This is a genomic window from Bacillus cereus, assembly GCF_015071065.1.
GTDB lineage: Bacteria > Bacillota > Bacilli > Bacillales > Bacillaceae_G > Bacillus_A > Bacillus_A cereus_BA.
In genome coordinates this window covers 1-12,953 of record NZ_VOVA01000004.1, presented here as the reverse complement: position 1 = coordinate 12,953, position 12,953 = coordinate 1, and the positions used below count along the sequence as shown (strand labels likewise).

The following is a 12,953-nucleotide window of genomic DNA, read 5'->3' as shown; positions in this document are numbered from 1 at the left end:
AAAAAAGTAATTTTTACAGTAAAAAATATCTCCATTTGTATGCTATTATTTAAATTAGCATTTTCCCCCTGTGATTCAACTTTATTGAAACGGAGCCATTATATGATCAATCAAAAAAAATATGTACAATTTGTCATGATGTATATTATTATATTTTCTCTTTGGATATTCCTTATCCCTAAGGACTTGAATATAAAAGAAATTGGAATTCTCTTCTTATTTTGTTTTGCTGCACTCTTTTCTTGCTATTGCTTATATAAAGCAATTAAGAAGATGAAAAGCGGTGACAAACTATTTTGGGTTTTACTACTATGTACTTGCCTATGTGGACTAATTATGGAAATAACTTTATTTCTTCATTCACTTTCTATTTATGATCAAGTTATATTCTCATATAAAGCACTACCTTTTTTCATCATACAATATATTTTGCTTTTTTCTGGCTTTGCTATAAAGTTTATAAAACATTACTCCATTAGGGGTCTTGCTCAATTTTCATTCGATAGCATCTTTATTGTTATTATGAATATTTATTTTACCTTAACCTTTATTTTAGATATTTCAAGCTTTCGTATGTTAACGAAGGACACGTGGCTTTTGATTGGGTATTTTATCGCACAATCATTAGTAATTTACGCCGTTATTAGCCTATATAGAAGAGAACAATATTCTTCTAGTAGAATTTCATTGATTACCGGCTTTACTATCATACTTGTGTACGGATATATACATCTATTCCAATTAAACACGGGGATGGAAACTTCTTCTGAAGTCTCTTATTTAATACATACTGCTTCGATTTTACTAATCGGTTTATCGTCCATACTGTACATTTTAGATAAACCAATGCAACATGAAACGAAAACGAAATATTATCGATTCGATTATGTGCGCTTTATATTACCTTATTTTAGTATAATCATTACTTTTTCCTTTATTGTTATTCAGCCCTGGGATGATAAGTTCATGCTAATCGGTCTAGTATTATCACTAATCTTATTATTCCTACGACAACTTTACATGTGGAAGGATAATCAAGTATTAATCGATACGTACGAACAGTTGACTACACAACTAGAAGGCAAAGTCGAAGAAGGTGTATCTGCCCTATCAAAAAGTGAACAACGTTATAAATCTTTATTCGAAGATCATCCTGATGCTGTTTTTTCTTTAAATATGAACGGGATTTTTCAACAATCTAATAAGGCTTGCGAAAGTTTATTTACAGCCTATTATTGTGAAGTAACAAGCTATTCTCTTCTACACTTCATTGATCCACAAGATCATGAATTATTGAAGAAATCTTTACAAATTACAAAAAAAGGTAATCCACAAACTCTAGAAATTCGTACAAAAAAAACAGAAGGCTATTATTATTACCTTCACATTACATTAATCCCTATTTTTATAAATAAGGAAGTTGTTGGAATGTTTGGTATCGCACGTGATATTACAACTTTATATGAAAAACAAAAGCAAGTAGAGCATATGGCTTTCCATGATGCACTTACAGGACTACCAAATCGTCGTAAATTCGAAAAAGATTTAAAAACGATTTTAAATACAGCTCAAAAGAACACTAATGACGTTGCGGTCATGTTCCTCGACTTAGATCGATTTAAAAAAATTAACGATCGACTCGGCCATGATGTCGGGGATTTATTATTAATTGAAGTAGCAAAAAGATTACGTGGATGTTTGCGTTCAAAAGATATCGTTGCCCGCCAAGGCGGAGATGAATTTACGATTCTATTACCAGATATGTACTCTGAAAAAAGTGCTTCTTTTATAGCTGAACAAATTTTAACTATCTTAAATAAGCCTTACTTTATTAAAGATGAAGAACTTTCTGTTACACCGAGTATCGGAATTGCAATGTACCCTGACTACGGAACCGATGTAACCGAATTAATGAAAAATGCAGATATGGCTATGTATCGAGCAAAAGCTAATGGAAAAAACAAGTTTATTTTCTTCTCAAAAGAAATGAGTATTGCGCAAAATGAAATACACTTCCTAGAAGGTGAACTTTCAAAAGCTCTGCAACAAAATGAATTTTTCCTTGAATATCAACCGCAAGTAAATACAAAAACAAAACAAATTATCGGTTTTGAGGCATTAATTCGCTGGAAACATCCAAAACTCGGAATTGTATCGCCTGCCCAATTCATTCCTCTAGCGGAGGAAACAGGATTTATTATTGAACTTGGTAATTGGATTTTACGTACCGCCTGCTTAGAGGCAAAAAAGTGGCATAACCAAGGATTTTCTCACTTAAAGGTTGGTGTAAATTTATCTGTTGTTCAATTTAATCACGCAGATTTAATATCAACTATTTCAAAAGTCTTGGAAGAAACAGAACTAAAGCCGGAAGCGCTAGATATTGAGATTACAGAAAGTATCGCAATTAATCAAAATCATTCTGTAATTGCTAAACTAGAAGAACTTCAAAATCTCGGTATCCAAATTTCAATTGATGACTTTGGAACTGGTTATAGTTCTTTAGCTTATTTAACGAAATATCCAATCAATACATTAAAAATTGCCCGAGAATTTATTTGTGGAATTACAAATAGCCCTTTAGAAGAAGCGATTATCGCTTCCATTATTAAGCTATCAAAAGAATTAAAGTTAGAGGTTATTGCGGAAGGTGTAGAAACAGAAGCACAATGGAAGTTTTTATACGAACAAAACTGTGACCACATTCAAGGATTCCTCTTTAGCAAACCTGTTTCTAGTAAAGATGTTTGGATGTTACTCCACGAAAAAACAACCGTCTAAGTAAGACGGTTGTTTTTTAATACTCAAAAGGTATATCTGAAGCTAATTGTACCTCTTGATCATTATGAGAAATTACTTGACTTTTATCTAAATCTGTATCTCCTAATGAAATACCCCATGCCATTCCTAACGTTAATAGACTACCAATAAGTAGTTTTTTCATATTCCATCACCCGCATTTTTTCTTTAAATATATCATGAAAATTTATCCACATCTTATGCAATTATGCATATTTGTTTTTTAGGTCTTTTTTATTTCTTCATTTTTTTTATAAGTGATTCTTTATACGCATGGATTCCTAATATATCGAAAAAGAAGCAAGCTTTTTCATAAGCATCTTCAATCTCTGTCCTATCATACTCTAGCTTCTCTAGGCATTCACCTTTTTGATAGTATAACTGTCCAATCAATGCCATACTATTAATTCGACACGATAGTTCAATGGCTTTATTTGCGTGACATAGCGCTTCTTCGTATTGATTATCTAAGTATAATGCTTTTGCATGATTATGTCTCACCTTCACATCAAACTCTTTATTATCATGTAATGCCTCTAATTGTTTTAATATATCTTCAAATAACTCAATACTCTTCTTAAAATAGCCATTTTCAGCATAAATGTTTGCAATTGCGTTTTCAATATAAAGATTCTGATATACATCTATTCCTGCCAATTGTTGATTGAGCAATTTCTTTAATTCTAAAATACAATATTCGTAATCAATTTTTTTCAATATGTAAGCAGCTACATGATATTGCCATTGAAGAAATTGCTGAAGCTCGGGATGATATTCTTCCTTTTTCAGTTCATTCCATGCTTTATTATAAATTTCTTTATATTTCTTTTGCTTACAAAGCATAATGATTTGATCTTTTAACTGCTTTTTCCTCTCGATATCGGAATAAATGAGTACCTCATAAAAATGAATAATGGGAACCTGTAACTTCGCTGCGATACCTTGCAGTATATCCATACTTGGGTATACCGCGCCCGATTCAATTCTGCTCACTTCCGATTGATGACATACATTATCGGAGAGTTGTTTCTGTGTTAATCCTCTCATTACCCTAATTTTCTTTATTTCGCTTCCTAGTTTTTCTGCGTGCATACTTGCTCACCATCCCATTATAACAATCTAATTTTTTAAGTTGTCATACCACTACAATAATGTGCATTCGACAATTTTTGATATGAAATAATGCATAATATATATAAAATTCGGCAAATTCCTCATACAATTCATCTCACATACACAATACAAGATTAGGAGTGTTATAGATGAATTATAGAAAACTTGCTAGTGCTTTCGTTACATTCGGTCTTCTTTGTCCTTTATCAACAGAAGCTATTCACGCTCAAGAATTAGATAAAAATGAAGTAAAAGTTGAAATTGCTCAGCCTGGTTTAATAATCGGAAAATTAACACAACCTCAAAACGATACAAAAGAGAATATTGCTAAAAAGTATTTGAAAGGTGAGGTAAATGGGGCTAAAGCTCAACAAGAGCAAGTTACTACTGAAAAAAATGTCGATTTTCAACCTACAAATAAAGAAACAAAAGAAAATCAAACCGAATTACGCCTTGCACAAACATACAAAAACTATAAAGTATATGGTCAAGATCTCATTGTAAAAGTAGATAAAAATGGAGTAATTACAACTGTTAGTGGTAAAGTTGCCCAAAATTTAGACCAACAACTTAATCTTACTATAACAAATTTTTTGTCGAAAAATGAAGTAAAATCTAAATTACGCAATATGCTTCAAATTCCAAGTGATGCGACAGAAACAGAATTTTCTAGCGAAACGGTAGTTTATAAGAAAAAAGATGGCTACTATACATACGCAACGGTCCTTACATTTACTTATGAAAACAATGAACAAGTTATAAACGGAAATACAATCATGGACTTACAAACTGGTGAAGTACTTTTCCAAGAAAAGTTTATTAAAAATAAAGAGAATAAAACTATTGATCAAGTAACAGCACCTAAACTATCACCAGCGAAAGAACAAGGAACTGGGAAAAATGCGCTACAAGAAAATGTATTATTTAATATCGCAAAAGGTACTGACGGAAAATTTTATTTAGCTGATTTATCCCGTGGAAATGGTATTTATATTTATAACGCAAACTATGCTGATTCTCTTGGTGGCGATAGCCAAGCCGGTTATCCAGGGACACTTATTTCAAGCAACACTTCGAGCTTTGCAGATAAAGAAGCAGCTGGTGTTATGAAAAATATGAGTGATATTTACGACTATTTTAAGAAAGAACATAATCTAAAAAGTTATGATAATAAAGATTCGAAAGTTGTTGCTAGCGTCCACGGATTCGATTCTACCGAAGTTAGTGATGGTGTAAAAGAAAATTATGTAAATGCATTTTGGCATCCAGCTTGGAATCAAATGGTCTTTGGTGATGGTCTAAACGGGAAATTAACCTCCGCTCTTGATGTAACAGCCCATGAATTTGGACATGCTGTATTTAGTGGTACGACGAAAAATAAAATTGTGCGCTATCCAAGTGCTGAAACATCTGCACTAAATGAAGGTTTAGCAGACTTCTGGGGTACACAAATAGAATATTACGTAAAGAAAGATAAAGGAAATTGGATTATGGGCGATACGTTAGGCGGCCTAACAATTCGTGACATCCCAAGGGAAATTGGTGACGGCGGCAACAAACTATATACAAACTTACAAGATTTCTATAATGACGGAAATAATCAAGAGTCGCACGTAAATTCTGGTATCATTAGTCACGTATTATATCAATTAGCTGAGGGTAAGACATACAACGGGATTGCTGTTCAAAAACAAGGCAATGAAAAAGTAAGTAAAGTCGTTATGCGCGCATTACAAAACTACGCAACTTCAGCAGAAGATTTTGAATCACTTCAGTCCCACATCGTACAGGCTGCAAAAGATTTATACGGAAATGCCGTATCAAATGAATTTGCAAAAGCATTTGAAGCACATGGTTATAAACCATTACAAAAAGTAAATAGAGTAATAGAAGTACAATAATAAAAAAGAAGTTTACCGTTTGTAGGTAAACTTCCTTTCATATCCATCCCTTTTCTTCCGCAATTGTAATTGCCTCAATTCTATTTTTCGCGTCGAGCTTCGTTAACACTTCGGAAATATAATTACGTACTGTACCCGGTGAAAGATAAAGTGTTTTCGCAATTTCATTTGCCGTCTTTCCTTCTTTAGCAAGTAACAATACTTCTTTTTCACGATCTGATAACGGATTTTGCTCCTGCCATAAACCAAACATTAAATCTTGAGAAACCTCTCGTTTTCCCTTCATTACATTACGAATTGCTGCGGCTAAATCTTCACTCGGGCTATCTTTTAACAAGTATCCGTGCACACCAGCTTTCATCGCCCTTTCAAAATACCCTGGCCTTGCAAATGTTGTTAAAATCATTACTTTGCATAATGATTTTTCTTTCTTTAAAGTTTCAGCAACATCCAATCCACTTTGAATTGGCATTTCAATATCCATAATGCTTATATCAGGTTTTAGCGATTCAATTAATTTTAACGCCTCCTCCCCGTTCGCAGCTTGCCCAATCACTTCCATATCATCTTCTAAATCAAGTAGGGCTCCTAATGCACCACGAAGCATCCGTTGATCTTCCGCAATAATAATTCGAATCATGCCCTCACCTCATCTTTTCCTGCTCTAATGACAACTGGTACTTTTACTGTTAATAGCGTCCCTGGATGTATTGTATTTAGTTCAACAAATCCATCAATAAGAGCAATTCGCTCTTTCATACCGCGGATACCGTTTCCATCATGATTTTGATCCTCTAAACCGATACCATTGTCTTCTACTGTTAAAATTAATTCACCCTGTGATTCCAATACAGAAACTGTACACCGCGATGCCTTACTATGCTTTACAACGTTCGTAACAGCCTCACGTAAACACATCCCGACAATATTTTGTTCAATTGGTGATAACGAACTTGAACTTGCTTCCTGCTTTATTTCCAATTCAATGTTAGCTGCTTGTAAGATTGCTTTTATTTGCTCAAGCTCTTCTTCTACTGTAATCATGCGCATATCAGAAATTAATTCTCTCAGCTGTTTTAAAGCTGTACGCGATGTTTGTGTAATCTCCTTCGCCTCTATACTTGCGCGTTCTGGATTCTTCACAATCAATTTCTCCACGAGCTGGCTTTTTAAAGTAATAAGAGATAATGTGTGTCCTAACGTATCATGAAGATCTCTTGCGATTCGCTGGCGTTCTTCACGTTTTACTAAATCTTTAATTTGCTCGTTCGCTTCATTTAATTGATTCTTTAACATCTTTTTCTGATTAAAATTACGCATTCCAAATGGCGTAAGAAGCATTAAAATAAACATCGGAACGATATTCACTAAACTCGGGATTGTTAGTTGATTAACATTTATAAATATAAAAGCTCCAAGCATTACAACTAATAAACATAACAACACACGAAATGCCTTCTTACTTGGCGCAAATCCCATCGCACTCGCCGTAAAAAAGCCAAAGAATATCATGAAAGGATTATAAAATACGGCAAATAGACAGGTTAGTATCATTTGAATACACGCCCACAACACGAACGTCCTCTGAACAAAATAAAGTTGACGGTATGTGATAATGAAAACTATCAACATACCGATCCCTATTACAAGCTTCCATCCCGATACTTGTGTTAAATTATAAATTGGAAATAATAAATACACTAACCACATATATGGGAAGAAACCCATATGTTTCGGAAAAAACTCAAACCTCTTCTTCTCTATCATTTATACCGCTTCCTGTCTTTTTCTTATATATATTGATACTACAACAAATATAAGGAAATAACCTCCTAGTACCGCGACATTTTCCCAGCCGATTGATTTTCCAGCTACAATATCCCATGCCCCGCTTCCGAAGTGGTATGTTGGTGTCCATTCACCGATAGATCTTAATACTTTTGGGAATACTTCAATTGGCATCCATAACCCGCCAATTACTGCTAGACTCATATTTAAAATATTCGCTAATCCAGTAGCTGCATCTGCCTTCTTAATTGAACCTATTACTGTTCCGAGTGCTAAAAATGGTGTCACGCCTAATAATAACCATAATCCGGCACCAATCCATTGACCTATCGTTAACTCAACATTATTAATTAATATTCCTGCCATAAAAATAACTAAGATTGAAAAAGCATTCACTACTGTTTGAGCAATAATTTTAGCTGCCAAATATGCCCCCTCTGGAAGCGGTGTAATTTTTAACAAATGTGTCCATCCTTGCCCTTTTTCCTGAGAAAGTCTCACACCGAAACTAAAAAGGGCAGTCCCTACAATACTGAAAGTCGCCATTGAAATTAAATAATGAGCTTTCCAAGCATCTCCGTTTTGCGGGACTTGAACAACATTTGTAAAGATGTAATAAAACATAACTGGCATTAATAATGAGAAAAAGATAAATAATTTATTACGGAACGTACGTAAAACCTCTATTTTACATTGCATCCATAATGCTCTCATGCGATTTCCCCCTTCTGATTTGCGACAAACTGTTCAAATGCTTCGTCTAAACTTCCGCGTTCAACTGAAATATCTGTTACAGGTAAGTTCTTTTGATAAATTGCTTGCAATGTGGCGTCTGTATCCTCTGTTGTTAATATAAATCGCCCGTCATTTGACTGTACTCCTATTACATGTGGTAATTCCTCTAACAAGCCCATAGGAATATTTTCTTTCGAATAAAATGAAATCGTTTTTCGAGAAATCGTTGCTTTCATTTCATCTGGCGTACCATCTGCAATGATTTTTCCATTTGCAAATAATAAAATTCGATCTGCTAATGCATCCGCTTCTTCTAAATAGTGTGTCGTTAAAATAATCGTTTTCCCTTCACTTGCTAATTTTCTAATCGTTTCCCAAAATGTTTTTCGTGACGTAATATCCATTCCAACTGTTGGTTCATCTAAAAATAATAAATCTGGATTCCCTGCAAGTGCGAGTGCAAAATTTAACCTTCTCTTTTGACCACCTGATAACTTTTCACATCTTTGCTTTCGCTCTGATTCTAAATTTGATAACTGAAGTAATGTTTCTTTCGCTACCGGATTCGTATAATAACTACGGAATAACTCGATTGCCTCTTCTACCGTGATACTATCAATCACGCTTACTTCTTGCAGCATCGCACCGAGGCTATTACGAACATCTCTATGCTTCGGGCTCTTTCCAAATATAGAGATATTCCCTTCTGTCGGATCTTTTAACCCGAGCATCATCGAAATCGTCGTTGTTTTCCCCGCACCATTTGGACCGAGTAGTGCTACTATTTGCCCTTTATTTACATGAAATGAAACGTTATTTACTGCTTTTTTATGTTTAAATGTTTTAGAAACACCATTTACTTCAATAATCTTTTCCATCTCTCCACCCCCGCCGTTTCTTATATTTACATTGTATGATATGGAAAAGTTAGGAAACAGTATGATGCGTCATGACATCCATATGACAATTGTCATGTATTCTTTATGAGAGGAATCAACCCGTATACCGCACGCGAGTAGCAGTACAAAAATAAACATGATACAATCGGATAAGACATATATTCGAGGAAGGACAGTGGTTTTCATGATTATTCGTAATGAACAAGATTTAGAAGGTTTACGAAAAATCGGCCGCATCGTTGCACTTGCACGCGAAGAAATGAAAAAACAAGCGAAGCCAGGTATGACAACGAAAGAGCTTGATTTAATTGGTAAAAAAGTATTAGACGAGCACGGTGCTATTTCAGCGCCTGAAAAAGAATATAAATTCCCAGGTGTAACTTGCATTAGTGTAAACGAAGAAGTTGCTCACGGCATTCCAAGCGATCGCGTATTAAAAGAAGGCGATTTAGTAAACGTAGACGTATCGGCAGCACTTGACGGCTATTATGCAGATACAGGTATCTCATTTGTTCTTGGAGAAGATGAAGAAAAAGAAAAGCTTTGCCAAGCAGCAGTAGACTCATTTTGGGAAGCAATGAAAAAGGTGAAAGCTGGATCAAAACAAAATCAAATTGGTCGTGCTGTTTCTAACTTTGCACATAAAAGTGGATATAATGTAATCCAAAACTTAACTGGTCACGGTATTGGACTAAGCTTACACGAAGCACCTAATCACATTTTGAGCTACTATGATCCAATGGATAACGCACTTCTAAAAGACGGCCTTGTTATCGCTGTAGAACCATTCATCTCTATGAAAGCTGATCATATTATTGAGCGCGGTGATGATGGTTGGACATTCGTTACACCAGATAAGAGCCTTGTTGCACAATGTGAACATACAGTTGTTGTCACTCGTGGCGAGCCAATTATTTTAACTCAACTATAATAAAAAACAGCCGTTTTGTAGATTCCTTCTACTAAATCGGCTGTTTTTTATTATTTTTAAGTATGTAACATCCCTATAAACAGAAAGCTTATACAAATAAAAAGGTGATACATCAAAGTATCACCTTTTTAACGGGGTGAGGCTGTCCAAAAGTACGGAAAACTCTTGAACAGCCTCGTATTTTCATATGGATGCCTTACATATATCACTGATGATAATTATGAAATGCGGAAACATAGTTACCATCACATGATTCAAACAAAAGAAAAGAAACCCTATAACGGATCTCTTTTCCCTACATAATCTAAAGTTTGGGTACACTAGATTCATGCAATGTAGGAGCCTTCTAAGCAGAAAGCAATCCTTCATTTAAAATGATAGCATACATATATCCGCTGAAAATATGTAAATGTGCATATAGCGTTTTTTATTTCTCAACATACAATTATTGAAAATTCAGATATATAAAGGTAAAATAAAGTGAAACTTTAATCAGTGAGGATTTTGTCCATCCCTCACTGATTATTAGCCTTCACCAATCGGGCTTTTACGGGCAGTTGATCTCCCATCTAACTTCTTTGCTTTACAGTTGAATTTTGAGATGGGGGTCTTACCGCCCGTTAATGCGGGATAAAGTCGTTATCCGTCTTCTTTTGTCAGTCAGAGAGAATAGAAGAATGGGAGAGGAAAAAATGAGAAAATCACTGAAACAAAAAATAGTAAGCTCCTTGCTTGCTGTATCAATCGCCGTTAGCTTAGCTCCAATCGGACAAGCAAAAGCTGATTCCACGTCAGAAATTACACAGACTCCACCTATTACAAAACAAGTTGATGCAAACCGCGCCATCGAGCATATCCGTTTCTTATCCGAAACAATCGGTCCCCGTCCAGGTGGTACAAAATCAGAAGAATGGGCTTCTCGCTATGTTGGCATGCAGCTTAAGTCAATGGGATATGAAGTAGAGTATCAGCCCTTTCAAGTGCCGGATCAATACGTTGGATTTATCGAATCACCATTAGGAACAAAGCGTAATTGGCAAGCTGGTGCTGCTCCCAATTCACTAATTTCTACAGAAGCTGTTACAGCTCCGCTTATCTTTGTTCAAGGTGGTACAAAATTGGACGATATTCCAAATGAGGTAAACGGAAAAATTGTTTTATTCGAAAGAGGTGCAACAGTAGCAGATTATAATAAACAAGTTGAAAATGCTGTTAGCAAAGGGGCAAAGGGTGTTCTTTTATACAGTTTAATTGGAGGTCGCGGAAACTACGGACAAACCTTCAATCCTCGCTTAACTAAAAAGCAGTCTATCCCTGTCTTCGGTCTTGCTTATGCTCAAGGAAATGCGTTTAAAGAAGAAATTGCTAAAAAAGAGACAACAATTCTTTCCCTAAAAGCGAGACATGAGTCTAATTTAACATCCCTAAATGTCATCGCAAAAAAGAAACCAAAAAATAGTACAGGTAATGAAAAGGCCGTCGTTGTAAGTTCACACTATGATAGTGTCGTTGGAGCACCTGGGGCAAATGATAATGCTTCTGGTACAGGATTAGTATTAGAATTAGCTCGTGCTCTTCAAAATATAGAAACTGATAAAGAAATTCGTTTTATTGCTTTTGGTTCTGAGGAAACTGGCTTACTTGGCTCTGATTATTATGTTAATAGTCTGTCCCAAAAGGAACGTGATCGAATTTTAGGTGTCTTTAACGCAGACATGGTTGCAACAAATTATGATAAAGCAAAGAATTTATATGCAATGACTCCTGATGGCTCAACAAACCTTGTAACAGATGCTGCCTTACAAGCAGGTAAACAATTAAGTAATGATCTCGTTCTCCAAGGGAAATTTGGCTCTAGTGATCACGTACCATTTGCTGAAGTCGGTATTCCTTCTGCACTATTTATTTGGATGGGCGTCGATAGCTGGGATCCATTAATCTATCACATTGAAAAGGTATATCACACACCTCAAGATAACGTATTAGAAAATATTTCGCTAGAACGTATGAAAATGGCATTAGAGGTCATTGGTACAGGCGTCTATAATAGCCTTCAATCTACCGTGAAAACTGAACAAAAAGCCGCTTAATGCTATTTCAAGCCACCGATTAATCGGTGGCTGTTTATTGAAAAAAAATAAATATGCATAAAAGCATATTTATTACATGGTATTATCGTGTATAATTAAAATCGTAATATATAAATAAAAACACATTTATTACATGGCATTGACCTTAAATTACATGAGATACCACGCTCTAAGCTTATGGTCCAATGGATAATAGGCTTCTTAAAAACGGTTTTATTATCGCTTTAGAGCCGCTTATCTCTATGAAAGCAAATTATATTATTGGGCCACCGATTGAGTCCAACTTGAAACTGTTCTCTTTTTTCTATAAAAAAACCCTTCAGGTTGCATTCTTCCCTTCACTTTATCGTGAAGTTTTTTGAATACTTTCCTAAAGGGCGTAATATCAATAGTAATTCTTTAATTTGTCTGCTACTCAGATTACAGTGTAATCAATAATCTAAAGCTTTTTTATTATTTTATTCGTTGACGAGCGAATAGGATTCCACCTAGAAGGAACAATACCATACCTCCAAGAATTGAAATCATTTCTGCTGATTTCCCTCCTGTGTTAGGAAGTAATGTTGGCTTATCATTTTCTGTAGTAGGTGGAACTTTTGAATCGCTATTCTTGTCTATATTTGTGTTCGGATCTGCGCTTGGATCTTTCGGATCTGTGCTTGGATCTTTTGGATCTGTGCTTGGATCTTTTGGATCT

At 35.0% G+C, this 12,953-nt stretch carries 11 protein-coding genes; 4 read left to right on the top strand and 7 right to left on the bottom strand.

The window, feature by feature from the left end; translation table 11 throughout:
* Positions 1-102: 102 nt before the first annotated feature.
* Complete coding sequence (locus FT637_RS13360; RefSeq protein WP_193646732.1) at positions 103-2,781, top strand: DUF4084 domain-containing protein; 2,679 nt, start codon at positions 103-105, stop codon at positions 2,779-2,781.
* A 16-nt stretch (positions 2,782-2,797) separates the two neighbouring features.
* Here the strand turns inward: FT637_RS13360 and FT637_RS13355 are convergent, their stop codons facing one another.
* Entirely contained in the window at positions 2,798-2,944 is a 147-nt protein-coding gene (locus tag FT637_RS13355) for a quorum-sensing peptide PapR (protein ID WP_193646731.1), read from the bottom strand.
* 89 nt (positions 2,945-3,033) lie between these two features.
* Complete coding sequence (locus tag FT637_RS13350) at positions 3,034-3,891, bottom strand: helix-turn-helix domain-containing protein (protein ID WP_193646730.1); 858 nt, start codon at positions 3,889-3,891, stop codon at positions 3,034-3,036.
* 170 nt (positions 3,892-4,061) lie between these two features.
* Here FT637_RS13350 and FT637_RS13345 point away from each other — a divergent pair, with 170 nt between their 5' ends.
* A complete protein-coding gene (locus FT637_RS13345; RefSeq protein ID WP_193646729.1) occupies positions 4,062-5,813 on the top strand; it encodes a M4 family metallopeptidase in 1,752 nt (583 codons plus the stop codon).
* Between the two features lie 37 nt (positions 5,814-5,850).
* On the opposite strand, the gene FT637_RS13340 is transcribed toward FT637_RS13345, so the two are convergent.
* Genes FT637_RS13340 through FT637_RS13325 form a run of 4 tightly spaced genes read right to left on the bottom strand, consistent with a single transcriptional unit; the run spans position 5,851 to position 9,214 of the window.
* Entirely contained in the window at positions 5,851-6,453 is a 603-nt protein-coding gene (locus FT637_RS13340; RefSeq protein WP_131232876.1) for a response regulator transcription factor, read from the bottom strand.
* On the bottom strand, positions 6,450-7,580 hold the full coding sequence (locus FT637_RS13335; protein WP_193646728.1) for a sensor histidine kinase: 1,131 nt from the start codon (positions 7,578-7,580) through the stop codon (positions 6,450-6,452). Before FT637_RS13335 ends, FT637_RS13340 begins: the two co-directional genes overlap by 4 nt.
* Positions 7,581-8,315: an ABC transporter permease gene (locus tag FT637_RS13330; protein WP_193646727.1), complete on the bottom strand. Its 735-nt coding sequence runs from the start codon at positions 8,313-8,315 to the stop codon at positions 7,581-7,583. It abuts the gene before it with no gap.
* The gene (locus FT637_RS13325) at positions 8,312-9,214 is read right to left on the bottom strand and encodes an ABC transporter ATP-binding protein (RefSeq protein ID WP_193646726.1); all 903 of its coding nucleotides are present in this window, start codon (positions 9,212-9,214) and stop codon (positions 8,312-8,314) included. Before FT637_RS13325 ends, FT637_RS13330 begins: the two co-directional genes overlap by 4 nt.
* Positions 9,215-9,371: 157 nt before the next feature.
* Here FT637_RS13325 and map point away from each other — a divergent pair, with 157 nt between their 5' ends.
* Both map and FT637_RS13315 read left to right on the top strand, forming a co-directional pair.
* The gene (map, locus tag FT637_RS13320; protein WP_193646725.1) at positions 9,372-10,166 is read left to right on the top strand and encodes a type I methionyl aminopeptidase; all 795 of its coding nucleotides are present in this window, start codon (positions 9,372-9,374) and stop codon (positions 10,164-10,166) included.
* A gap of 692 nt (positions 10,167-10,858) precedes the next feature.
* Entirely contained in the window at positions 10,859-12,256 is a 1,398-nt protein-coding gene (locus tag FT637_RS13315; RefSeq protein ID WP_193646724.1) for a M28 family metallopeptidase, read from the top strand.
* Positions 12,257-12,709: 453 nt separating this feature from the next.
* On the opposite strand, the gene FT637_RS13310 is transcribed toward FT637_RS13315, so the two are convergent.
* A partial coding sequence (locus FT637_RS13310) for an LPXTG cell wall anchor domain-containing protein (RefSeq protein ID WP_193646723.1) occupies positions 12,710-12,953 on the bottom strand: 244 nt, incomplete at its 5' end.

Excerpts from the sequence above, each read along its gene's own strand:
- FT637_RS13360 (WP_193646732.1), top strand. The coding sequence starts at position 103 with ATGATCAATCAAAAAAAATATGTACAATTTGTCATGATGTATATTATT.
- FT637_RS13355 (WP_193646731.1), bottom strand. The coding sequence starts at position 2,944 with ATGAAAAAACTACTTATTGGTAGTCTATTAACGTTAGGAATGGCATGG.
- FT637_RS13350 (WP_193646730.1), bottom strand. The coding sequence starts at position 3,891 with ATGCACGCAGAAAAACTAGGAAGCGAAATAAAGAAAATTAGGGTAATG.
- FT637_RS13345 (WP_193646729.1), top strand. The coding sequence starts at position 4,062 with ATGAATTATAGAAAACTTGCTAGTGCTTTCGTTACATTCGGTCTTCTT.
- FT637_RS13340 (WP_131232876.1), bottom strand. The coding sequence starts at position 6,453 with ATGATTCGAATTATTATTGCGGAAGATCAACGGATGCTTCGTGGTGCA.
- FT637_RS13335 (WP_193646728.1), bottom strand. The coding sequence starts at position 7,580 with ATGATAGAGAAGAAGAGGTTTGAGTTTTTTCCGAAACATATGGGTTTC.
- FT637_RS13330 (WP_193646727.1), bottom strand. The coding sequence starts at position 8,315 with ATGAGAGCATTATGGATGCAATGTAAAATAGAGGTTTTACGTACGTTC.
- FT637_RS13325 (WP_193646726.1), bottom strand. The coding sequence starts at position 9,214 with ATGGAAAAGATTATTGAAGTAAATGGTGTTTCTAAAACATTTAAACAT.
- map (WP_193646725.1), top strand. The coding sequence starts at position 9,372 with ATGATACAATCGGATAAGACATATATTCGAGGAAGGACAGTGGTTTTC.
- FT637_RS13315 (WP_193646724.1), top strand. The coding sequence starts at position 10,859 with ATGAGAAAATCACTGAAACAAAAAATAGTAAGCTCCTTGCTTGCTGTA.